This is a genomic window from Proteus sp. G2673 (assembly GCF_009915125.1).
GTDB lineage: Bacteria > Pseudomonadota > Gammaproteobacteria > Enterobacterales > Enterobacteriaceae > Proteus > Proteus penneri.
In genome coordinates, this window is the sequence record NZ_JAABLT010000004.1 from 157661 (window position 1) to 178524 (window position 20864).

A 20864-nucleotide genomic window follows, 5' to 3' on the forward strand; every position below is an offset into this window, starting at 1 on the left:
TTTCACAAAGATAAAATTTTAAACAGGATGACATCACAATGAGAAAACTTAACCCCTACTTTGGCGAATTTGGTGGCCAATATGTACCTGAAATCTTAATTCCTGCGTTGGATCAACTCGAACAAGCTTTTATTGATGCACAAAACGATCCCTCTTTTCAGCAAGAATTCCAAGATTTATTAAAAAATTATGCAGGTAGACCAACAGCATTAACTCTTTGCCGTAATTTAACAGAAGGCACGCGGACTCGTTTATATCTAAAACGTGAGGATTTACTGCATGGCGGCGCTCATAAAACTAACCAAGTATTAGGCCAAGCCTTATTAGCAAAACGTATGGGTAAAACCGAAATTATTGCAGAAACGGGGGCAGGTCAACATGGTGTTGCAACGGCTTTGGCCTGTGCACTGCTTAATATGAAGTGTCGTATTTATATGGGTGCAAAAGACGTCGAACGTCAATCACCTAACGTCTTTCGTATGCGTTTAATGGGTGCTGAAGTTATTCCCGTTCATAGTGGTTCATCTACCTTAAAAGATGCCTGTAATGAGGCGTTGCGCGACTGGTCTGGCTGTTACGATCGCGCGCATTACTTATTAGGAACAGCAGCAGGCCCTCATCCCTATCCAACTATTGTCCGTGAGTTTCAACGTATGATTGGTGATGAAGCCAAAGCACAAATCTTAGAGCGTGAAGGTCGTCTACCTGATGCTGTTATTGCTTGTATTGGTGGTGGTTCTAACGCTATCGGTTTATTTGCTTCCTTTATTCCAGAAACACCTGTGCAACTCATTGGCGTTGAACCTGCGGGTAAAGGCATTGAAACAGGTGAACATGGCGCACCTCTGAAACATGGAAAATTAGGGATCTATTTTGGGATGAAATCCCCAATTATGCAGACTGATGAAGGACAAATTGAAGAGTCATATTCAATTTCAGCGGGTCTTGATTTCCCATCAGTTGGACCACAACACGCACATTTAAACAGCATTGGTCGTGCTGATTATGTTTCTGTTACCGATGACGAAGCCATAGAAGCCTTTAAAGCACTTTCTCGCCGAGAAGGAATTATTCCAGCTTTAGAATCTTCTCATGCATTGGCTTATGCACTGAAATTAATTGCACAAAATCCTGACAAAGAACAGTTATTAATTGTGAACTTATCAGGCCGTGGTGATAAAGATATTTTTACTGTAAACGATATTTTAGCAGCAAGAGGAGAAATCTAATGAGCCGTTATCAAGTATGCTTTGAGGCATTAGCACAACAACAGCAAGGCGCATTCGTTCCTTTTGTCACATTAGGTGATCCTTCTCCTGAACTGTCATTACAAATTATTGATGCATTAATTGAAGGTGGCGCAGATGCTTTAGAGATTGGTATTCCATTTTCCGATCCTCTTGCAGATGGTCCTACTATTCAAGGTGCTAATTTACGTGCCCTCAATGTTGGCGTAACTCCCACTGATTGTTTTGCACTTTTAGCTAATGTACGTAAAAAACATCCTAATATTCCTATTGGTCTATTAGTTTATGCCAATCTTGTTTTTAGTAATGGGATTGATAATTTTTATGGTAAATGCCAACAAGCTGGTGTCGATTCTGTCTTAATTGGTGATGTGCCCTTACGTGAATCAAAAGCGTTCCGAGAGGCAGCAAAGCGAGCGAATATCGCTCCAATCTTTATTTGCCCGCCTAATGCTGATGATGAGCTTTTACAAGAGTTAGCAGCGTCAGGTAAAGGTTATACCTATTTACTATCAAGAGCAGGTGTAACTGGCACAGATAAACGCGCAGAACAATCACTAACACATCTTACTGACAAGCTAAAAACCTATAATGCGCCCCCAGCATTACAAGGATTTGGCATTTCAGAGCCAAAACAAGTGAAAGAGGCGATTGCAAATGGTGCAGCGGGTGCTATTTCAGGATCAGCCGTTGTACAAATTATTGAGAAAAATCTTCATCAACCTGAAGTGATGCTTAAAGCGCTTACTCAATTTGTCCAAGAAATGAAAGCAGCTACACTCTCTTAACTATCATAATCAATCCGCTTTAGGAGAATAGTTTGCTATTTTTCTAAGCGGATTACTCTTAATTCATTATTAATTGACTCACGCTTTTGAAGGCCCGTATTGGTGCTTATTCCGCATGAAATGGCGCAATCCCTCTTTTTTCTCCATTTAAAGTAACATAATCAATACCTATAAAAATTTGGCAAAATTTTATTTTTTGCACATACTTTATAAAGCGCTTTATATTTTCTTTTCAAAGATACTCAATTAATTACGCAATGTATAAGGAGTTTGATAATGAAACTATGGGCAAAAATCTCCGCTGTTATGGCGGCACTACTGATGGCATTTACGTTGTCTGCATGTTCTCCAACTGCAACATCAGAAGGTACTGGGGGTTATTTTGATGACTCCGTGATCACTACCAAAGTTAAAACAGCACTAATTGGTGAAAAAAATCTTAACTCAACACAAATTAGCGTTGAGACTTTTAAAGGTAAAGTTCAATTAAGTGGTTTTGTCTCTTCTCAAGCGGATGCTAATCGTGCCATTGAAACAACCCGTAAAGTAACTGGCGTAAAAGGTGTTATCAACTCAATGGTGATTCGCTGATCCTTTCTTTATTCTAGTCTTCCTTTAGCCTTACTTTTCAGACCACCTTTTCGGTGGTCTTTTTTTGTCAAGTACACCATTATCAGTATTAGCTTTTATCATAAAGCAGATCAATTTTTATAAAAAACGCAAATAGATTAAAAAAGGGTGTTTTCACTTCGACTTGAAAAAATGTTTGTAAAGAGAACAATTAAAAAGAATAATTAATCATTTAATGATTAAAAACCAACCTTCTTATTTTTATGAATATTGCTTCTCTTAACCCTCTTTTATTCTTTTTTTATTTCTTTCTATCTCTTGATACACAAAGCACTTCCACTAAAATAAAATAAAGTTGCATTTAAAATGAATCTATATATTACCCTATTTTATTTATAAAAAGACCATTGGTTTTTAATAAATAAAAATACACTGTTTTATCTTATTAAGAAGGTAAAAATAAAAGATATATATAAGATGCATTTTTATTAATGTTTAAATATTAAATATTATATTTAAAATGCATCTTTTGTTTTATCTCTATTTTTAATTACTCATAAATGATGTATTCAACAATAAAAGAGAGAATTTATATAATCTAAAAGTGAAAGGCTTGGTTCAAATTTAAAAGATAAAAAAAGCGAAGATAAACTTCGCTTTTTCATTATAAGATATTCTTTTAAAGAAAGAATAATTAGAAACGGTAGCCCACACCAAACATAAAGACAAATGGGTCTAAACGTGTGCTGATTGATTGTCTATCTTCACCTGCTTTAAATTTAACATCCGTTTCGATATTCATCCACCAAACAGACGCATTCAGCATCCAGTTTTTATCGAGGTTATAATCTAAACCCGCTTGTGCAGCAAAGCCCCATGAATCTTTAAGATCTAAGTCAGATAAACCAGCACCTTTACCCGCTGAATTGAATTTTTCATCAAAGAAAGTGGTAAAGTTAAGACCTGCACCTAGATAAGGACGTAATTTATCTTCACCATTACCAAAGTAATATTGTGCCATTAATGTTGGTGGTAAATGTTTAACTGTCGCAATTTCACCAAAGTTTGTTAATGATACTTTGTGCTCAAAAGGAGTAGCTGCTAATAGCTCAACACCAATATTATCAGTGATCATATACCCAAAGGTTAAACCTAATTGGGTATTATTATTAGCTTCAAAATGCCCAATACCTAATACATTATCAGAACCTGCATTAGGACGAACAGTTGCAGTACCTGCACGGAATAAGAAATCACCTGCTTGGTGAGCAAAAGAAATAGAAGGCGCAAGAGTTGCAGCCGCTAAAATAAGCGCAGAAAGTTTTTTCATTATTTAACCCATTCCTGTAATAAGTAAAATTTCCGCTAAAAATATAACCATTTATTGATAATTATGATCTAATACCGATCACAACTTTGGAATTATTTTTGCAGAAAGTGTTATTTCTCTTATTATTATTTATCAATGCGATTATTTATAATTGATCTGCATCAAATTACCGATTAATACAATTTTTTCTTATAATTAAATTTATTTTTATTAATAATTTTTGAATAAAAATATCCTGAAAAATGTAATTAAAAATAAGGTTACTTTTATGTTAAAATAATGTTTTATTTATTTTAAATAATAAGTATATTCTAATTACTGATAACAAGAAAAAAACCAAATAAGAGAAGTAAGAGAAAATATCCCATTTTGTTGTTGTAGAAGGTACAATAGCGCGCATTGACACAGTCTATTTTTTATAGGAGCAGTTTCATGCCTACCACGGCACGCACAATCTACCGAGACAGTCTGAATTTTTATAAGAATGAACGACGTAGCATTGTTACACTTTCCGCTATCCTTGCTGTTATTTTAGCGATAATTCATGTCTTAATTGGCCCTAATCCTCAAGAATACCAAGTGATGATTGAATTTGTGGCTAATTTTAAAAATACACAGCTTTCCTCTGCTTCTCCTGCGGAGTTAGAAGCAATGTCAAACAGTGTCGTGGGTATTGCCAAAAAAGTGTTATCACTGTATGCATTTGAAACATTACAGCAAAGCATCTTGGTTCTCACCTTATTGATGTTCGCTATGGCAATCTCTGCGGGTCACAATGTTACTCTTGGGCAAACATTTAACGCGTGCTTACCTCGCTTACCAAAAATGTTTTTATTAATTGTTCTGTGCTCTATTTTAATTAGCGCAGGTTTTATGGTGATGATTATTCCTGGCATCATTTTGCTTATTGGTTTTGCATTAGCCCCCGTTGTTTTAGTGCGCCAACAAAATATGGGTAGTGCAATTCGTTTAGGCTGGAAAATTGGCTTTAGTGAATCTGGCTCACTTATTCCTGCTTTAGGTATTTGGATCTTATTGCAATTTGGCATTGGTTTTGTGAGTAATCTAACTATTCAACTACCTGATCTTATCCATAATTTCTTATTCTATCTTCTGAAAAATATGGCTTCAGCGTGGATGATTATTTACCTATTTCGTTTATTTATGTTGGTTGAAAACAAATACACAACGCAACAAATGCGCTAATTTATTCAAAACATAACTACCCATAAAATTTATCGATAAAAAAATCCCGTGTATAAGCTAACGACTTATCACGGGATTTTACTGTTTATTTATTACCACTCATAAACATAGCTGGAATGCTTAAGGTGTTGAAGTCTGACTCTCTCTTGATACTTCTGATATCGATGTTTTATTACTCCCTGCTTCTTGGCTTTCAGCTTCTTGCTTTAACGCTTCTTTTCTTGCTTCTTTCTGTTTTTCTTTGATCTGTTGTCTGCTTTGATAAAGTCTGATCACAAAATAGAGATCAGGAGCAATAATCAAGTCATCTTCATTGAGCGAAATTCTGTTACGTTCAATCCAGCGATTTAACTCTGTTCTCCGTCCTGCCAAAACCAATTTAACGCCTTTTATTCGCAACTCTCGTATTAGTTCATCAATAGCGGCAAATACACTGACATCATCATAAGTAAAGCTTACAGCCGCATCTACCGCTAACCAAGCTGGACGTTGAGGCGCACTATCAACAAGTTGAAGTACCCGTTTTTTAAAATAACCCACATTAAAATAAGTCAGTGGTGAATTAAAACGGTACATCATTAAGCCATCGATAGGTTCAATACCATTATCCTTATTCATTGAGTGAACCATTCCTTGCTCATCGATACCCAATAGCTGATCGCTTGGTCGAAAAACAATACGTAAAAATTGTAATAAGCCTAATAAGACCGCAAAGCCTATACCATTAATCACCCCTGCTAATAACACTGCTAACAAGGTGAATGATGCCAATGTAAATGCTTGTTTATTACGTTTACGATAAGACCAAATATGACGAATACTCAGCAGTGACCATGAAGAGACGATCAACACAATTCCAAGTGAAGATAATGGAATATAGGCGAGGAAATCTGTCATAAATAATAACACCAGTAGAATAACCAGTGCTGCGATAATAGAAACTAATTGCGTTTTACCACCGACAGAATCATTGACTGCGGTACGACTACTTGCTGCACTTACAGCAAATCCTTGTGAAAGTGCAGCCGCAATATTGGCAATACCTAATGCTTTTAATTCTTGATCTGCATCGACATCATAACCATTTTTACTGGCAAAACTGCGAGCTGTCATCATAAAACTCACAAAGCTAATGACAGCCAAGTTTATAGATGGAACCAATAACTCTCGTAATACACTAGGGTGAAATCCACTCATCGACACGACTGGCAGAAATAGATCAACATTTCCTGCTTCTTTATTCACAATAGCAATACCATAACTTGCTAAATCAAATTGCCAGCTAAGATAAGTCATTACAACCATAGCAATTAGTGGTGCTGGCCATCGGCTACGAAAATAACGAATACCTAATAATAAAGCGAGTGTTACCACTGACATCAATACCGTAGGTAAATGCGCATCCATTAATCGAAATGGAACTTCAATAAGTTTTTCAATTAGGTGTTCTGGAGAAGTGTCAAAACCAAATACTTTACTAATTTGCCCGACCATAATGGTGATAGCCACACCATTTAATAACCCTTGAAGAATAGGACGAGACAAAAAGTCAGTGAATGCCCCCAATCGGAAATGGCTAGCTAAAATACACCAAAACCCCGTCATTGCAGTCATAATAATGGCAAGTTGCCATCGTGTATTTTCATCACCAGCAGATAATGGAATAACGACTGCCGCAATAACGGCACACGTTGCTGCATCTGGTCCCGTAATTAATTGGCGAGAAGTACCAAATAATGCATAAATAATCATGGGGAAAATACAGGCATACAATCCAACAATAGCATTAATGCCTAATAATTCAGTATAAGCAATAGCAACAGGTAGCGCGACGGCAGCAACCGAAAGCCCTGCTTTTAAGTCATAGCCAAAATATTCACGCTTATAGTTAAATAATAAGCCTAATCCTGGCATCCATTTTATTATTCTTTTTCCGTTCATTGATTTCCTCTTATCAGAATATACATTCATCAAAAAGTGGCGGATGATAATGATGAGTAACTAAATCATATACTAGAGTTATATTTAAATCCTCTTTCATAACTCAAGCTTGAGTTTTAATTTTACATAAACACAATTACGTTGATTTTTCATTGGGTTATTTCAGATAAAAATAGCGTTTTTTGTATAAATTAACTCTCTGTCGTTAAAGATATGCAATTGTTTACCCATTTTCTGTCGCTTTGCATTAGAATAGCGAAGTTTATGAATTTAATAACCATAGGTTCCTATCTGTTATGAAAAATGGCTGGCTTAAGCAATTACTTGATTTTGCTCCACTATTAGTGTTTTTTATCTTTTATAAATGGCAAGATATTTTCTATGCTTCAGGTGCATTAATTATCGCGACGTGGATCTCAGTCGGTTTGACATGGCTTATTTTCCATAAAGTTGAGAAAGCGCCGCTCATTACTGCCATCGTGGTGACTATTTTTGGCTCATTAACGATCTTCTTCCATTCTGCTGATTTTATTAAATGGAAAGTAACCGCGATTTATGCCATTTTTGCCATCGTTTTAATTGGTATGCAGTTATTTACGCCAAAAACGTTAATGGAAAGAATGTTAGGCAAAGAACTTGCTATGCCACCCGCAAATTGGAAGAAACTCAATATTGCATGGGTGATTTTCTTTTTTGCTTGTGCTCTTGGTAATATTTATGTGGCATTTTCTTTAGCAGAAGAGACTTGGGTTAATTTTAAAGTCTTTGGCTTAACTATTTTAACCTTTATCTTTACAATCGCTAGTGTGGTTTATATCTGGAATAACCGTTTACCAGAAGAACAAACTAAAGATGAAACTGCAGAAGATAGTGAACACAAATTATCAGATGATATGGTAAAACAAGCATCTAAACCGACATCACATGATGCTCATTCAAAATCTGAATAATCATTTTTATTTTATTGGGGGATATGTACTCTAAATAATTCGAGGTGTAGTTAGGCGACAAGTGAATGAAACACTAGGAGCATACATCAGTATGTGACTAATGCGAATGAACGAAGTCAACAACGCTACAGCTTGAAGTATGACGAGTAAATATCTCCTTGTTTTCAACATTATTTACAGATACTTTATTTTCATGACTGAACAACAATCTTTGCCTAATGGTGAGCTCGTTTTACGTACCCTTGCCATGCCTGCTGATACTAACGCCAATGGTGATATTTTCGGTGGATGGTTAATGTCTCAAATGGACATCGGTGGTGCAATTTTAGCAAAAGAAATTGCGTTAGGTCGTGTCGTTACTGTAAGCGTAACAGGCATTACCTTTCTTAAACCTGTTGCTGTTGGCGATGTCGTTTGTTGCTATGCACGTTGCTTAAAAACAGGTAATTCTTCAATTACGGTTAATATTGAAGTCTGGGTTAAGAAAGTTGCCACAGAACCTGTCGGCCAACGCTATCGCGCAACAGAAGCAGTGTTTACCTACGTTGCCGTTGATGAGAACAATTCAGCTCGCCGTTTACCTGAAGGTAAAGCTCACTTTACGTTAACAAGCACAATGGAATAAAACGCCATTACCCAAAATAACGAAAAGTATTAAAATTGAGATACTAAAAAAGGCACTTATTAAAAGTGCCTTTTATTTATCTGGTATTAAATAATAATATCGCTTTGTTTAACCGCTAACTTTATAAAAATTAGCTTGCTGATATCCCTGTCATTTTAAACTCAATAAGAACCACTTTTCCTTTATAAGGGATTTTTTCATAACGCCATTGGCGCATGGCTCTTTTTACTTCACGTTCAAACACGTTTTTTGGATCAGCAGAAAGTATTTCTACATTGTCCACTCGCCCATCAGCATCAACATCAAAACGAACTTTTATAGCCCCTTCAATACCCACAGCTCTTGCTCGCGAAGGATATTCAGGTAAACCTTGGCGTACTGCATTTGGTACTCTGCCTTCACCACTGCTTGCCACTGCAACTGGTTTTTCATCGCCTTTATCGCTTGGCTTTGCCGTTGGGTTAAGATTTTTGAGATCATTACCTTTATTAACAACTAAAGGTTGTGGTCGCTCAACAGGCGGTTTGGGTTTGTCCACAGGTTTTGGTTTCGGCTTTGGTTTCGGTTCAGGTTTTTTCTCTATTGGTTTTTCGATAACAGGTTTTACATCAGGAATAGGTTCTGGCTCAGGTTCTGGTTCTGGTTCAACAACCGGCTCAGGTTCTGGCGGGGTAACTTCTTCAACCACAGGCTCTGGTTCGCCTGCAGGCTCATCTGCTGCAAATGCCAACATCTGTATAGAGATAGGCTCAGGTGTAACTAGCTTATCTTCTACAACATATAACATCGCAGCCGCAACAAGTGAGGCATGTAGACAAAGTGATATGAGTACCCAAAGCTTCCAACGCATAACTGATCTTATTTCACCTAAAGAAAAAATATGCCCCTAGTTTAAATGCAAATAGCAATCATATTCAATAAGGTTTAGCAAAATGATTGATATTAACTGTTAAAAAGTGAAATTATGAGTTCCATTCTATGTGTTGTACAAATAAAAGTGCTCTATGTTTTCTAGAAGTATCAAGTTTACGCAGCTTATAAATTCGGAAATTACGGCGAGATTGCCCTTCTAGCCATCGGCGTCGTTTACGTATAGCTTGTCTCATCATTCGCCAACGAGCTACTTCAGTCCTACTGTGTCTCATACTATCAGCACCTATTTTTTCGAATAAGTGGACTATTATAAGACGTTCATTTTGTGATCCAAGGGGGGATTTATGTTTTGCTTAAATTTCATCCAGCATTTAAGCATTTCTCACAAAGAAAAAATGAATAAAGAGTTGTATCTTATTACTTATTTAATACTTATCTCTTAAGAAAGAGATTTGACAGAGATAATAATCCTGATTTAATAACAACATTCGGCAAATAACAAAAATAATGAACTATTTTTAGTAAATTGCCTTTAGCATATCCATGCAATTCATTTTCAACGGAAAATAGCTCTACTATGACAACATTTTATACTGTATTGAGTTGGCTAACCTTTTTCTTCTATTGGCTATTAATTGCAGGGGTCACATTTCGTGTCCTAATGCACCGACGACCGGTTACATCAACAATGACATGGTTATTAATCATCTATATTCTGCCATTAGTCGGAGTTATTGCGTATTTTGCTTTTGGTGAATTACACCTAGGAAAACGACGCGTTGAACATGCTAAACAGATGTGGCCTTCTGTTGTTGCGTGGCTTGAAGACTTGAGAAAATGTAAACATATCTTTGCTACAAGTACGAGCGATATTGCAACCCCTCTTTTCCAATTAACCGCTAAACGCCAGGGTATTAGAGGCGTTAAAGGTAACAAAATTGAACTGTTAACTACCTGTGAAGATTCGCTAAATTCAATTACACGCGATATTAATAACGCTCGTGATAACATTGAAATGGTCTTCTATATTTGGCAATCAGGTGGTTTAGTCGATGAAGTCACCGATGCCTTAATCAGAGCCGCTAAACGCGGTGTAAAATGCAGAGTCATGGTTGACTCCGCAGGTAGTTGGAATTTCTTCCGTACTAATGGCCCAGATGTAATGAGAGCCGCAGGTATTGAATTCGTTGAATCACTGCATGTTAATTTATTCCGTTTCTTCTTACGCCGCATGGATTTGCGTCAACATCGAAAAATCGTATTGATCGACAATTACATTTCCTATACAGGAAGTATGAATATGGTTGACCCTCGTTATTTCAAGCAAGATTCCGGAGTCGGTCAATGGATTGATATTATGGTAAGAATGGAAGGCCCTGTTTCTACAACATTAGGTATGATTTATGCTTTTGACTGGGAAATGGAAACGGGTGAGCGCCATTTACCTCCTCCTCCTGATGACAATATTATGCCTTGTGAACAAGAAAGTGGTCATACAACACAAATCATCGCCTCAGGCCCAGGATTTCCTGATGAGCTAATTCAGCAATCACTTATTACAGCGATTTACTCTGCAAGAAAAGAACTGGTACTCACAACACCTTATTTTGTACCTAGCGATGATCTGGCTCATGCAATCTCAACCGCTGCGATGCGAGGAGTTAATGTCAGTATTATTATTCCTCGCAGTAATGACTCTTTCCTTGTGCGTTGGGCAAGCCGTTCTTTCTTTACAGAAATGCTAGAAGCCGGTGTAAAAATATTTCAATTTGAAGATGGTTTATTACATACCAAAAGTGTGATGGTTGATGGACAACTCAGCATGGTAGGTTCAGTTAATCTTGATATGCGTAGTCTATGGTTAAACTTTGAAATTACCGTTGTCATTGATGATGAAGGTTTTGGAAGTGATTTAAGCATTGTGCAATATGATTATATTGCCCGCTCAACAGAATTAACCATGGATGAATGGGAAAAACGTCCCTTCTTAAATCGTGTATTAGAGCGCATCTGCTATTTCTTTAGTCCTCTGTTATAACAGAAATGTTATAATCAATAGACTACTAAGAACTGATAAGATATAACGGTGCTAAATTAGTAAAAATGCGATACCACTAACGCAATAATGATTGAAATAATAGACAGGCATTACCATGAATGAACCAACTTTAATGAGTGAAGATGACGCTTTAGAACAAGCTTACGATCTATTTTTAGCCCAAGCAGCTGATAATTTAGATGTTGCAGACCAATTATTGTTTAACCTGCAATTTGAAGAAAGAGGTGCTGCTGAAGTAGTTCCATTAGGTAATGATTGGCAATTTATTGTTGGCCTACCTGTCACATCAGCCCGTTTTAGCGAAGTGATTATTGGTCTCGCTCCAGACGATGATTCTGATATTGATGATATTTTTGGTCGTGTTCTAATTAGTCGTGATCCACTACAACCTATGTTCCATATTATTTGGAAATCATGATCTCTTTTCTCTTCACTTGCTTATCTTTTAGCAAAATCCGCCGTAAACCCTCGCCTAATGTGGGCGAGGAACAGCCACATTGTTGTTAGGTATTACACATAATATCTGTTACTCGAAGCATTTAGATGAATGTGCGATAGTTAAAAACATGGTGCCTTCTCTTGTCAGTGTACTTTCTTGTTTTATTGGCGGTGATTTGACCATTCTATCTATTTCAGTTGAAGAAAATTTATTACTTGCTTCATTATAAAAACACAAACATTGATCTTTGCTCACATTACTATAAATATTTAATGTATCCATACAATATTCAATAACTTTATTTTCTTGTGATTCAGAGCAAGAGGATAATAAAAATAAAGAAAAAATAATAATTAAGGTTTTTTTCATAACTATTCCACTATCGTGTTAGATTTATTTAATTATGAAAAAATTATTTCATTAAAGTAGATAAGTTATCACGATATAAATCAAGTTTAAGTGGATAATTATTACTTGCATAAGATAAATAAAGAGAGTTTTTACTTTTCTCCCTATTTTATATCTTTAACATCTCTTTGTTTAGTATTTATACTTATTTTTATTTAATCTTAAATGTAGCAATGGAAAAGGATTGCCTTGCCCATCTAATTCTGAACGCCCTACTTGCTCAAATCCTATATAAAGATAAAAGCCAATCGCTTGAAGATTTTGCTCATTGACATCTAGCTCATCAATATGCAGTGTATTTATCGCGAAAGTTGTAAGCAATTTTCCACAACCATGCCCTCTAGAATTTGCATCAACAAATAGCATTTCTAACTTATTTTCTGCTGTGCCTAAAATCCCGTGAATAATATTATTATTGTCTATCGCAACATATGTATTAAGCATTGGAAAATAGTGTTCTACAATATCTTTTTTAAGCGATAAGATGATATCTTCAGATAAAAATGTATGTGTAGCCCTAACTGACGATTCCCAAACCGCAATCATTTCATCATAGTGCGAAGGTTCTGCTTTTATTACAGTTAACATATTTTCCTCTATATAAAATATGGCATCATAAAGATCCTTTATCAACAGTCAAGCAATCTGAATAAAAAAAACACATTTAGTGTATATTAAATGCATTTTGATAAGTTACATCTAAAATATAGCGATAAACATTTATATTAATAAAAAGGCCACATTACGTGACCTATTAAAAATATTATTTATTAACTTAAAATTAGAAACGATAACCAACACCTAACACCCAAGTACCAAATTTCATATCATCTAATTTTGAGTATTCATAAGATGCATCGATGGCTACATTTGGAATTGGGTTGATTTGTAAACCTAATCCATAACTTATAGATACTTTGTTTTCATGCTGTTCTTCAGAGGGAGCTTTATAATTAGCATTAAAAACACTGGTACCGATTAAACCATACGCATTAATATATTCATTAAAACGATAACTTGGTCCAGCCGAAAATAAATAATAATCTACATCAATATGCCCTACATTTTTATCATTATCATCATAGCAATTATATTTTTTATTATTATAAACAAATGAACCTATAAGACCAAAATCATTATTTATCTTGCGATCATACTTAATATTAAATCCTTTAGGATCTTCATCTACCTTCTCGCCATCTACTTTTATCTGACTTTGTGCATAGCCTATAGACAATGTGTTTTTCAATGTAGCAGATGCATTAAATGCCGTTATTGATAAGAAAATTGCTGTAATTGGTAATAATAATTTATTTTTCATTATATATCTCAATATTATCTTTAGTTAATAAAATAAGAAACAGCAATAAAAATAGTTTAAATTTCAATTAATTCAACACTATAAATCGCTGCTTCCACTCAAAATAATAAATCAAAGTAAAACTTATATAAATAATTTAATTTTAATGGAAAAATAATAAAGAGAACCATCCAAATAAAGGTAAATAAATAAAATATTTATTTGAAAAATGAAGGCGAATAGATTTTAAAATTAAATAAAATGATTTATTTTAATATTATTTAATTTATATTTTATAAAAAATAAAAAGGCCACGTTACGTGACCTTTTAACAATATTATTTATTAACTTGAAATTAGAAACGATAACCAACACCTAATACCCAAGTACCAAATTTTGCATCATCAAATTTTGAATACTCATAAGATGCATCTATTGCTACGCTTGGAATTGGATTAATTTGTAAACCTAATCCATAAGCCACGGATGTTTTGCTGTATGTATCATTAGCATAATAATATTTATCTTCTTGACTAGCGTGACCAAGACCAATTAAACCATATGCACTAAAATAGTCATTAAAACGATAACTAGGGCCAGCCGTTAATGAAACATAGTCAATTTCACTTGAACCAATTTTTCCCCAACGACTATAATAATTATAGGTTAATTTTGTATACGTCAGTGATCCAATAATTCCCAAATCATTATCAAACTCATGATTATACTTAAAGTTAATCCCTTTAGGATTATCATCTATTTTATCATCATTCAATTTAATTGAGCTTTGAGCATAACCCACTGATAAAGTATTATCTAACGCGGCTTGTACATTAAAAGAAAGTGTAGAAATAGCTAACAACGAAGTAGACAGAAATAAATTACGTTTCATTTTTATTCTCTATATAAAAGCAAAAGATAGAAAAAGGAACTAAAATAGAATTTAGCTTTCTTATCAAATTGAGTTTAATACTCAATAAGTTTTATTTATAAATAATACGTTATTAATTAATTTTTATAAAGAAATTCTTATGATTAAATTGATAATTAAAAGACCATCCGCTCTAACAATAAACTTACCTTATTTTTCACTATTACTAAGCAAATATTAAGATCATAACGTTATTAAAAAAGAAGTAATTTCAATTTATCATTAGTTTCAGCCGCAATTTAAATATGATTAAAGCTTCGATTGAAATTCTATTGGTTACTAATCAGTAAAATAAAAGACACTTACTAAGTAAAATTAATTTGTCTTAACCTATATGATATTGATTAATATTTAAGTGTATTTTTAATCTGGTATCTAAGATAGATAACCTTATTAATATTAATGTGTATAAAAAAACCACTCTATAAGTGGCTTTTCCTTTCATATATTATTAGCAAGTTGCATTTTTAACCAAAAACTTAGCTGGCATAAATTAAAAAATTCTTTTCTACAAGGAGAAATCAGTTTGTTATTCGACTCTACAATTTCCCTAGTAATGCTTCTGTTTTAATAAAATCTTCAGCAATGACTTTTAACATTACATTTCCCTTATCATCATTGTTCGACATAAACACTGTATAAAAAACAGTTAAATATAATTTAGTTAACTTAAGAGACCTACTCTCTTTACAGAAGAAAAGTAGATCTTTTTAAATGCTCATAACAGGGTGTAATCCATTGAAGTATTAACAGGGTGTAATCCATTGAAGTATTAACAGGGTGCTGTTTCAAACAGAAAGCAGTAAGCATCAAACATTTATCTTCTATCTGAGTGAAAATAGGCGTTTAAATAATGCGGATTCTCTTTATATAATAGCAATTCATTAAGTAATACAGAGAAAGTAGGATTGGGGGTTAACGTGTGGCTTGAACAATTTGGTGTACTCAATATCTGGACATACCTTGCAGGCATGTTTTTTATTATCCTCGTTCCTGGCCCTAATACACTCTATGTGCTAAAAACAAGCGCATCAGGCGGTGTTCGTAACGGGTATCGTGCTGCATTTGGTGTGTTTTTAGGTGATGCAATTTTGATTTTTCTCGCTTTTATCGGTGTCGCATCCGTTATAAAAGCCTCTCCTATACTCTTTACTATTGTTCGTTTTTTAGGTGCTTTTTACCTCCTTTATTTAGGAATAAAAATTATCCATGCCACTTTTTTCTCCAAAAAAGTACATTCAGAACAAACAACAACAGTACAGAAACACGTTTTTAGAAAAGCACTTACATTAAGTATGACTAATCCTAAAGCGATTCTATTCTATATTTCATTTTTTGTTCAATTTATCGATTTTAATTATGCACATACTGGATTATCTTATTTAATCCTCGCTTCCATGCTTGAAGCATTTAGTTTTATCTATCTCTCTTTTCTAATATTTGGTGGTGTAGCTCTTGCCCGTTTCTTTGGCTCACGTAAAAATATCGCTAAATTAGGTAATGGTGTTATCGGGCTTTTCTTTATGGGGTTCGCAACTAAATTAGCAACATTATCATCATAATTTTTGGTAACAGATATCCATTAAAGAGACGGTAATCGAAATAATTTAGAGCTTGGTCAGAAATTTCAAATTGATATCATTAAATGTGATTTATGTAATCATAGAGAACAAGGCTCTGCTTATGTTGAGTGTTGCCCTCAAAATGTCTTAATTTTTTCTCTGATGATGAATTGTCACAATTGACCGCTGAACGTAGAAAAATGCTATTTTACGTGAACGACTAACGATGCCTTATTAAGGTTTATATCTATCAATAATCGTCGCGTGATACAAAAAGTAATAGCCTTATTTCGTGTATAAGGTTATTACTTTTTACCGCCTTGAAATCGCTTAACTGTAGTTATCTATATCGAAACTACCCTACCATCTGGTATCATTGGCGACTTATCCATATTCTTGCCATAAATAACTTTGTTTTTCACACAACTTATTATTTGAATCTATAAAATATTTTATTGATTTATCATATTGTTAAGGTATCCAAGATACCGAAGAACAAAGCCTTGGTTAGCAAGTTACAGAATAATCAGCAACGATATAGAACCGTAAAAAATGAGCATCCCAAAAGAGCAGTATAATTTCAACAAACTACAAAAACGCTTACGCCGTGATGTTGGGCAAGCTATCGCTGACTTTAATATGATTGAAGATGGCGACAAAATCATGGTCTGCCTTTCTGGTGGTAAAGATAGCTACACGCTACTTTCTATCCTAATGAATCTGCAAAAAAGTGCGCCAATTAATTTTTCACTTATTGCAGTCAATTTAGACCAAAAACAACCCGGATTCCCTGAGCATATTTTACCTGAGTATTTAAATGAACTTGGTGTGGAATATAAAATTGTTGAAGAGAATACCTATGGAATTGTTAAAGATATTATTCCAGAAGGTAAAACAACCTGCTCTTTATGCTCACGTTTACGTCGTGGTATTTTATATCGCACAGCAACAGAACTTGGTGCGACTAAAATTGCTTTAGGCCACCATCGTGATGATATTTTAGAAACATTATTTTTAAATATGTTCTATGGTGGCAAGCTTAAAGGTATGCCACCTAAATTAATGAGCGACGATGGCAAACAAATCGTTATTCGTCCTCTTGCTTATGCTCGTGAAAAAGATATTGAGCGTTTCGCACAAGCTAAACAATTTCCAATTATTCCATGTAATCTTTGTGGCTCACAACCTAACCTTCAGCGTCAAGTTATTAAAGAGATGCTAAGAGATTGGGATAAACGTTACCCTGGTCGTATCGAAACCATGTTTAGAGCAACACAAAACATTGTTCCATCACACTTATGTGATACTCAATTATTTGATTTTGTGAATATCAAACATGGTGATGAAGTCATTAATGGTGGCGACTTAGCTTTTGATAAAGACGATATTCCAACCGTTCCAGTGATGTTCCAAGACGAAGATGATGAACGTCCTGACTTTAGTCAAAACAAACTCGATATTGTTGAAGTGAAATAATCGACTATCTCCTAAGCCTTGTATTCAAGGCTTAGGATTTTTATGGCCAAATAATCGCCAATAATAAGTTTAAGCAAAAAAAAACCGATGTTAATAAACATCGGTGTAATAATGGTCAATTATTCTGTATTAAGAACTCAATATGAGAAAAACTACAATTATGGAGCACAACGTTCATCGCTCAACGTTGTATTCACCTGCGAGAGTTATAATGCCAGATGTTCTATTTTAAAAAATTGATATATCTCAAACAGGGTTAGAGAATTCTTTTTTAAATCCATTTAGTTACGATTAATTTTCTGAAAATTTACAACCACCTGCTACGTTTTAACCACCAAGTAACAATCACAATCAAAACAAAGAGAGATAAACAAAAAATGGCAAAACCATAAGGAAGTTCATTTCCAGGGATCCCGCCTAAATTGACACCAAATAGCCCTGTTAGAAAAGTTGTTGGTAAAAATAACATCGCCATTAGTGACATAGTATAAGTACGTCGATTCATTGCATCAGCCATCATTGATGTTATTTCATCAGCAATCACTGCCGTACGAGAAATACTACTGTCCAAATCCTCTAAACGTCGAGAAAGTCTTTCTGAGATTTCTAACATCGTAACCCGATCGCTATCACTCATCCAGGGTAATTTTTCAATGGAGAGTCTTGAGAATACATCTCGTTGCGGGGCCATATAACGCCGTAAAACAATCAATTGTTTTCTTAATAATGCAAGTTCACCTCTTGCTGGTATTTGTTGGTCGAGGATCATATCTTCGAGTTCAATTAATTGATCATGTAAAGTTTCAACAAATTCACCTATTTCATCAGTAACAGCATCTGCCATAGTTATAAGCCAGTCACCGCTACTTTCCGGCCCACTGCCTAACTCTAAGGTATGAATAACAGAATCCACCGAGTTAACTCGACGATGACGACTCGAAACAATTGTTTGGCTGTTAATATAAATTCTGAATGCGACTAGTTCATCAGGCCTATCATTAGGATTATTATTAATTGTTTGCAAATTGATGACGACACCTTCACCAATGCGTTGTGCTTTTGGTCTAACATTCTCTGCAAGTAATATATCTTTCGCAATAGGAGGAAGTAATTCTGTTTCTTCTATCCATTTCGCACTTTGTGGCTTACGATAGTCCAAATGTATCCAATAAGGATTATTGTTTGTAGCAATTGTATCTGCTGTTATTTCTATTACCCCACCATGACCATCAAGTTGTGTGGTATAAATTGCATCTGAATCTTGCAAAATAGAGTCATTAATTGTTTTCACTTAGTTTCCTCCATACTCTTGCTTTAGTCGCTATAGATTAATTAATCGTCTCTTTATCTAATTATTTTTCAATATGTTATTTTATACTTTTTTCTAATTCACTGTATATCAACACTATTTTTGTATAATTAATCTAAAACTTCTATTTATATTTCCCACTTTAGGATTATTACACTAAATCCAATTCGGAGAATTACATTAGTATATTAATACTAGAAATATCTATAGGTAACTTACTTTATTTATAAGAAAAATTTTATCTACTGTAATTTATAATAATTAGATCCCTAGTGTATACTAAATATTATCTTATACATTTATTGCAACCTAAAAATAAGGTCATCAATATGAAAAAATTTCTCGCTATTCCTTTATTTTTGCTTTTAGCCGGATGCAATGATGCAACATCGACTGAAAGTGCTAATTCTGCCTCTACTTCTGATACAACAAAAACACTTCTGGTCGATTCACAACTTTATGATTGTGTCGGTGTTGCACCAATGAAATGCATGAAGGTGAAAGAACTCCCTTCAGGCGAATGGTCCCTTTTCTATCAAAACATTGAAGGTTTTGAATATAAAGCGGGTAATGAATACACATTAAAAGTAAATGTTACAGATATTCCTAATCCACCAGCTGATGCACCTAGTGTAAAATATACACTGGTAGAAATTGTCGATAAAAAGTAATTTTTTACTTAACTCAAACTCACAATAGGCCATATTCGCTATTGTGAGTAATTCATCTATTGATATTATTCTTCTAATAGTTGCTTATTTACAAATTAATAAACTTATTAATGAGCTATTTATGTAATCTCATTTTTATTATGTATTAAAGATAAGTCTGCTAATTTTTTTTAAGAGTAATTTCAATCAATTAACATTGAAATCGTGCTTAAACTTACTAAAAATAGAGTTCTTTACATCAACATAGAACCTCTATAATGAATAAATTAATAATTATTTTAATTATCTTAGTTTTACCTTACTCTTCTACATTATATGCCTACAATGAATCACATACTGTCTATAGTGGCCATATTTATGGAAAACTAAAAGGAGATACCGCCAAAGGCCCTATAATCAATTATCGTTATGAAACAGGAAATGCTTGGGGTTTATTAATTTCTCTACTCTATTTAAATTCAAACCATAAAGAATCCTTTAAAGATCCTCGTTTTATCACTCCATCAATAAAACAATATAAAACTAAAACTACCGCTCTATTAATCGGCCCTACTTATAGAATAACACCTAAGTTTTCTATTTATGCCCAAATGGGACCCAATAAATTAAAACACCAAGAAGATAAATTTCACCCTGAAATAAATACCACAGACACGCATAGAGTGGATACAACAAGTGTTATTGGCCAAATAGGCATCGATTATAACCCCATAAAAGAGGTTGCAATTAACTTTGGCTATCTTTATTCCGATACCACTGCAAACAAACGCCATATTGAATTAAATAGTATACAATTATCTTTAGGTTATCGCTTTTAAAGTGCCCTTATAAACTATAATTTAATTTAACAATGCATCGAAGCCAAGAGGTAGCTTTATCTATAAATGACTTAAATATAATAATAAGTTTATCATTTTTTATCATCTTTAAGGGATTATACCTATAAATAATATGAAATATAATATTTAACATCGAACACATTGCACAATTAGTCAAAACAAAGTGGCAAAAATGTATTAACATCTTTTCTGCAATGTTTATTCCTTTTGAGTCTCCTTCTGTTTTTATAACAGAGGGATTTTTTTGTTATAAATATTTTATTAACCACTGTAACAGTTAGACACAATAAAAAACGTGCAAATAGAGCATAAAGAATATAATTTATACCCAGACAATAAA

At 34.1% G+C, this 20864-nt stretch carries 20 protein-coding genes and 1 pseudogene; 12 read left to right on the forward strand and 9 right to left on the reverse strand.

Annotation, left to right across the window (positions count from 1 at the left end; genetic code table 11):
- Window positions 1–38 precede the first annotated feature (38 nt).
- From trpB to GWI59_RS01440, 3 genes are all read left to right on the forward strand, one after another.
- Window positions 39–1229 (forward strand): tryptophan synthase subunit beta, encoded by a 1191-nt coding sequence (gene trpB, locus GWI59_RS01430; RefSeq protein WP_006536976.1) that lies wholly within the window; start codon window positions 39–41, stop codon window positions 1227–1229.
- On the forward strand, window positions 1229–2035 hold the full coding sequence (trpA, locus tag GWI59_RS01435; RefSeq protein ID WP_161723845.1) for a tryptophan synthase subunit alpha: 807 nt from the start codon (window positions 1229–1231) through the stop codon (window positions 2033–2035). The genes trpB and trpA overlap by 1 nt, the downstream gene beginning before the upstream one ends.
- A gap of 276 nt (window positions 2036–2311) precedes the next feature.
- A complete protein-coding gene (locus GWI59_RS01440) occupies window positions 2312–2626 on the forward strand; it encodes a BON domain-containing protein (protein WP_006536978.1) in 315 nt (104 codons plus the stop codon).
- A gap of 673 nt (window positions 2627–3299) precedes the next feature.
- Here the strand turns inward: GWI59_RS01440 and ompW are convergent.
- Window positions 3300–3935, reverse strand: coding sequence for an outer membrane protein OmpW (ompW, locus tag GWI59_RS01445; protein ID WP_006536979.1), 636 nt, complete (start codon window positions 3933–3935; stop codon window positions 3300–3302).
- 432 nt (window positions 3936–4367) lie between these two features.
- Between ompW and GWI59_RS01450 the strand changes: the two genes are divergently transcribed.
- On the forward strand, window positions 4368–5141 hold the full coding sequence (locus GWI59_RS01450) for a YciC family protein (protein WP_109400366.1): 774 nt from the start codon (window positions 4368–4370) through the stop codon (window positions 5139–5141).
- Window positions 5142–5261: 120 nt separating this feature from the next.
- On the opposite strand, the gene GWI59_RS01455 is transcribed toward GWI59_RS01450, so the two are convergent.
- Window positions 5262–7082 carry a SulP family inorganic anion transporter gene (locus GWI59_RS01455; RefSeq protein WP_237584726.1) on the reverse strand — a complete coding sequence of 607 codons (1821 nt, stop codon included), beginning with the start codon at window positions 7080–7082 and terminating at the stop codon, window positions 5262–5264.
- Between the two features lie 296 nt (window positions 7083–7378).
- Here GWI59_RS01455 and GWI59_RS01460 point away from each other — a divergent pair.
- Both GWI59_RS01460 and yciA read left to right on the forward strand, forming a co-directional pair.
- Window positions 7379–7933 (forward strand): annotated as a pseudogene (locus GWI59_RS01460) (septation protein A); the annotation flags it as partial.
- A 292-nt stretch (window positions 7934–8225) separates the two neighbouring features.
- Window positions 8226–8657: an acyl-CoA thioester hydrolase YciA gene (gene yciA, locus GWI59_RS01465; RefSeq protein ID WP_006536988.1), complete on the forward strand. Its 432-nt coding sequence runs from the start codon at window positions 8226–8228 to the stop codon at window positions 8655–8657.
- A 130-nt stretch (window positions 8658–8787) separates the two neighbouring features.
- Here the strand turns inward: yciA and tonB are convergent, their stop codons facing one another.
- The gene (tonB, locus tag GWI59_RS01470; protein ID WP_109847590.1) at window positions 8788–9507 is read right to left on the reverse strand and encodes a TonB system transport protein TonB; all 720 of its coding nucleotides are present in this window, start codon (window positions 9505–9507) and stop codon (window positions 8788–8790) included.
- A gap of 112 nt (window positions 9508–9619) precedes the next feature.
- Window positions 9620–9802 carry a YciY family protein gene (locus GWI59_RS01475; protein ID WP_036913581.1) on the reverse strand — a complete coding sequence of 61 codons (183 nt, stop codon included), beginning with the start codon at window positions 9800–9802 and terminating at the stop codon, window positions 9620–9622.
- Between the two features lie 305 nt (window positions 9803–10107).
- Here GWI59_RS01475 and cls point away from each other — a divergent pair, with 305 nt between their 5' ends.
- Together cls and GWI59_RS01485 are read left to right on the forward strand one after the other, a co-directional pair.
- Complete coding sequence (cls, locus tag GWI59_RS01480; protein ID WP_072062521.1) at window positions 10108–11568, forward strand: cardiolipin synthase; 1461 nt, start codon at window positions 10108–10110, stop codon at window positions 11566–11568.
- A gap of 109 nt (window positions 11569–11677) precedes the next feature.
- Window positions 11678–12007, forward strand: a complete 330-nt coding sequence (locus tag GWI59_RS01485) for an HI1450 family dsDNA-mimic protein (RefSeq protein ID WP_373273825.1) — start codon at window positions 11678–11680, stop codon at window positions 12005–12007.
- Between the two features lie 108 nt (window positions 12008–12115).
- Here GWI59_RS01485 and GWI59_RS01490 read toward each other — a convergent pair whose 3' ends face one another.
- From GWI59_RS01490 to GWI59_RS01505, 4 genes are all read right to left on the reverse strand, one after another.
- Window positions 12116–12397: a lipoprotein gene (locus GWI59_RS01490; protein WP_109847592.1), complete on the reverse strand. Its 282-nt coding sequence runs from the start codon at window positions 12395–12397 to the stop codon at window positions 12116–12118.
- Window positions 12398–12568: 171 nt separating this feature from the next.
- On the reverse strand, window positions 12569–13024 hold the full coding sequence (locus GWI59_RS01495) for a GNAT family N-acetyltransferase (RefSeq protein WP_109847593.1): 456 nt from the start codon (window positions 13022–13024) through the stop codon (window positions 12569–12571).
- Window positions 13025–13217: 193 nt separating this feature from the next.
- The gene (locus tag GWI59_RS01500; RefSeq protein ID WP_006536994.1) at window positions 13218–13757 is read right to left on the reverse strand and encodes an Ail/Lom family outer membrane beta-barrel protein; all 540 of its coding nucleotides are present in this window, start codon (window positions 13755–13757) and stop codon (window positions 13218–13220) included.
- 334 nt (window positions 13758–14091) lie between these two features.
- Window positions 14092–14628: an Ail/Lom family outer membrane beta-barrel protein gene (locus GWI59_RS01505; protein WP_006536995.1), complete on the reverse strand. Its 537-nt coding sequence runs from the start codon at window positions 14626–14628 to the stop codon at window positions 14092–14094.
- A 959-nt stretch (window positions 14629–15587) separates the two neighbouring features.
- On the opposite strand from GWI59_RS01505, the gene leuE reads away from it, so the two are divergent.
- Together leuE and ttcA are read left to right on the forward strand one after the other, a co-directional pair.
- Window positions 15588–16229 carry a leucine efflux protein LeuE gene (leuE, locus tag GWI59_RS01510; protein WP_161723849.1) on the forward strand — a complete coding sequence of 214 codons (642 nt, stop codon included), beginning with the start codon at window positions 15588–15590 and terminating at the stop codon, window positions 16227–16229.
- A gap of 552 nt (window positions 16230–16781) precedes the next feature.
- Complete coding sequence (gene ttcA / locus GWI59_RS01515) at window positions 16782–17705, forward strand: tRNA 2-thiocytidine(32) synthetase TtcA (protein ID WP_006536998.1); 924 nt, start codon at window positions 16782–16784, stop codon at window positions 17703–17705.
- 307 nt (window positions 17706–18012) lie between these two features.
- Here the strand turns inward: ttcA and zntB are convergent, their stop codons facing one another.
- Complete coding sequence (gene zntB / locus GWI59_RS01520) at window positions 18013–18996, reverse strand: zinc transporter ZntB (RefSeq protein ID WP_006536999.1); 984 nt, start codon at window positions 18994–18996, stop codon at window positions 18013–18015.
- A 347-nt stretch (window positions 18997–19343) separates the two neighbouring features.
- Here zntB and GWI59_RS01525 point away from each other — a divergent pair, with 347 nt between their 5' ends.
- Both GWI59_RS01525 and GWI59_RS01530 read left to right on the forward strand, forming a co-directional pair.
- Window positions 19344–19685, forward strand: coding sequence for a DUF4377 domain-containing protein (locus tag GWI59_RS01525; RefSeq protein ID WP_072062525.1), 342 nt, complete (start codon window positions 19344–19346; stop codon window positions 19683–19685).
- Between the two features lie 257 nt (window positions 19686–19942).
- A complete protein-coding gene (locus GWI59_RS01530) occupies window positions 19943–20503 on the forward strand; it encodes an Ail/Lom family outer membrane beta-barrel protein (protein ID WP_161723851.1) in 561 nt (186 codons plus the stop codon).
- The last annotated feature ends 361 nt before the right edge of the window (window positions 20504–20864 follow it).

Excerpts from the sequence above, each read along its gene's own strand:
- GWI59_RS01530 (WP_161723851.1), top strand. The coding sequence starts at position 19,943 with ATGAATAAATTAATAATTATTTTAATTATCTTAGTTTTACCTTACTCT.
- GWI59_RS01525 (WP_072062525.1), top strand. The coding sequence starts at position 19,344 with ATGAAAAAATTTCTCGCTATTCCTTTATTTTTGCTTTTAGCCGGATGC.
- trpA (WP_161723845.1), top strand. The coding sequence starts at position 1,229 with ATGAGCCGTTATCAAGTATGCTTTGAGGCATTAGCACAACAACAGCAA.
- tonB (WP_109847590.1), bottom strand. The coding sequence starts at position 9,507 with ATGCGTTGGAAGCTTTGGGTACTCATATCACTTTGTCTACATGCCTCA.
- GWI59_RS01450 (WP_109400366.1), top strand. The coding sequence starts at position 4,368 with ATGCCTACCACGGCACGCACAATCTACCGAGACAGTCTGAATTTTTAT.
- ttcA (WP_006536998.1), top strand. The coding sequence starts at position 16,782 with ATGAGCATCCCAAAAGAGCAGTATAATTTCAACAAACTACAAAAACGC.
- GWI59_RS01475 (WP_036913581.1), bottom strand. The coding sequence starts at position 9,802 with ATGAGACACAGTAGGACTGAAGTAGCTCGTTGGCGAATGATGAGACAA.
- GWI59_RS01500 (WP_006536994.1), bottom strand. The coding sequence starts at position 13,757 with ATGAAAAATAAATTATTATTACCAATTACAGCAATTTTCTTATCAATA.
- cls (WP_072062521.1), top strand. The coding sequence starts at position 10,108 with ATGACAACATTTTATACTGTATTGAGTTGGCTAACCTTTTTCTTCTAT.
- GWI59_RS01455 (WP_237584726.1), bottom strand. The coding sequence starts at position 7,082 with ATGAACGGAAAAAGAATAATAAAATGGATGCCAGGATTAGGCTTATTA.
- ompW (WP_006536979.1), bottom strand. The coding sequence starts at position 3,935 with ATGAAAAAACTTTCTGCGCTTATTTTAGCGGCTGCAACTCTTGCGCCT.
- GWI59_RS01495 (WP_109847593.1), bottom strand. The coding sequence starts at position 13,024 with ATGTTAACTGTAATAAAAGCAGAACCTTCGCACTATGATGAAATGATT.
- GWI59_RS01440 (WP_006536978.1), top strand. The coding sequence starts at position 2,312 with ATGAAACTATGGGCAAAAATCTCCGCTGTTATGGCGGCACTACTGATG.
- yciA (WP_006536988.1), top strand. The coding sequence starts at position 8,226 with ATGACTGAACAACAATCTTTGCCTAATGGTGAGCTCGTTTTACGTACC.
- trpB (WP_006536976.1), top strand. The coding sequence starts at position 39 with ATGAGAAAACTTAACCCCTACTTTGGCGAATTTGGTGGCCAATATGTA.
- GWI59_RS01505 (WP_006536995.1), bottom strand. The coding sequence starts at position 14,628 with ATGAAACGTAATTTATTTCTGTCTACTTCGTTGTTAGCTATTTCTACA.
- GWI59_RS01490 (WP_109847592.1), bottom strand. The coding sequence starts at position 12,397 with ATGAAAAAAACCTTAATTATTATTTTTTCTTTATTTTTATTATCCTCT.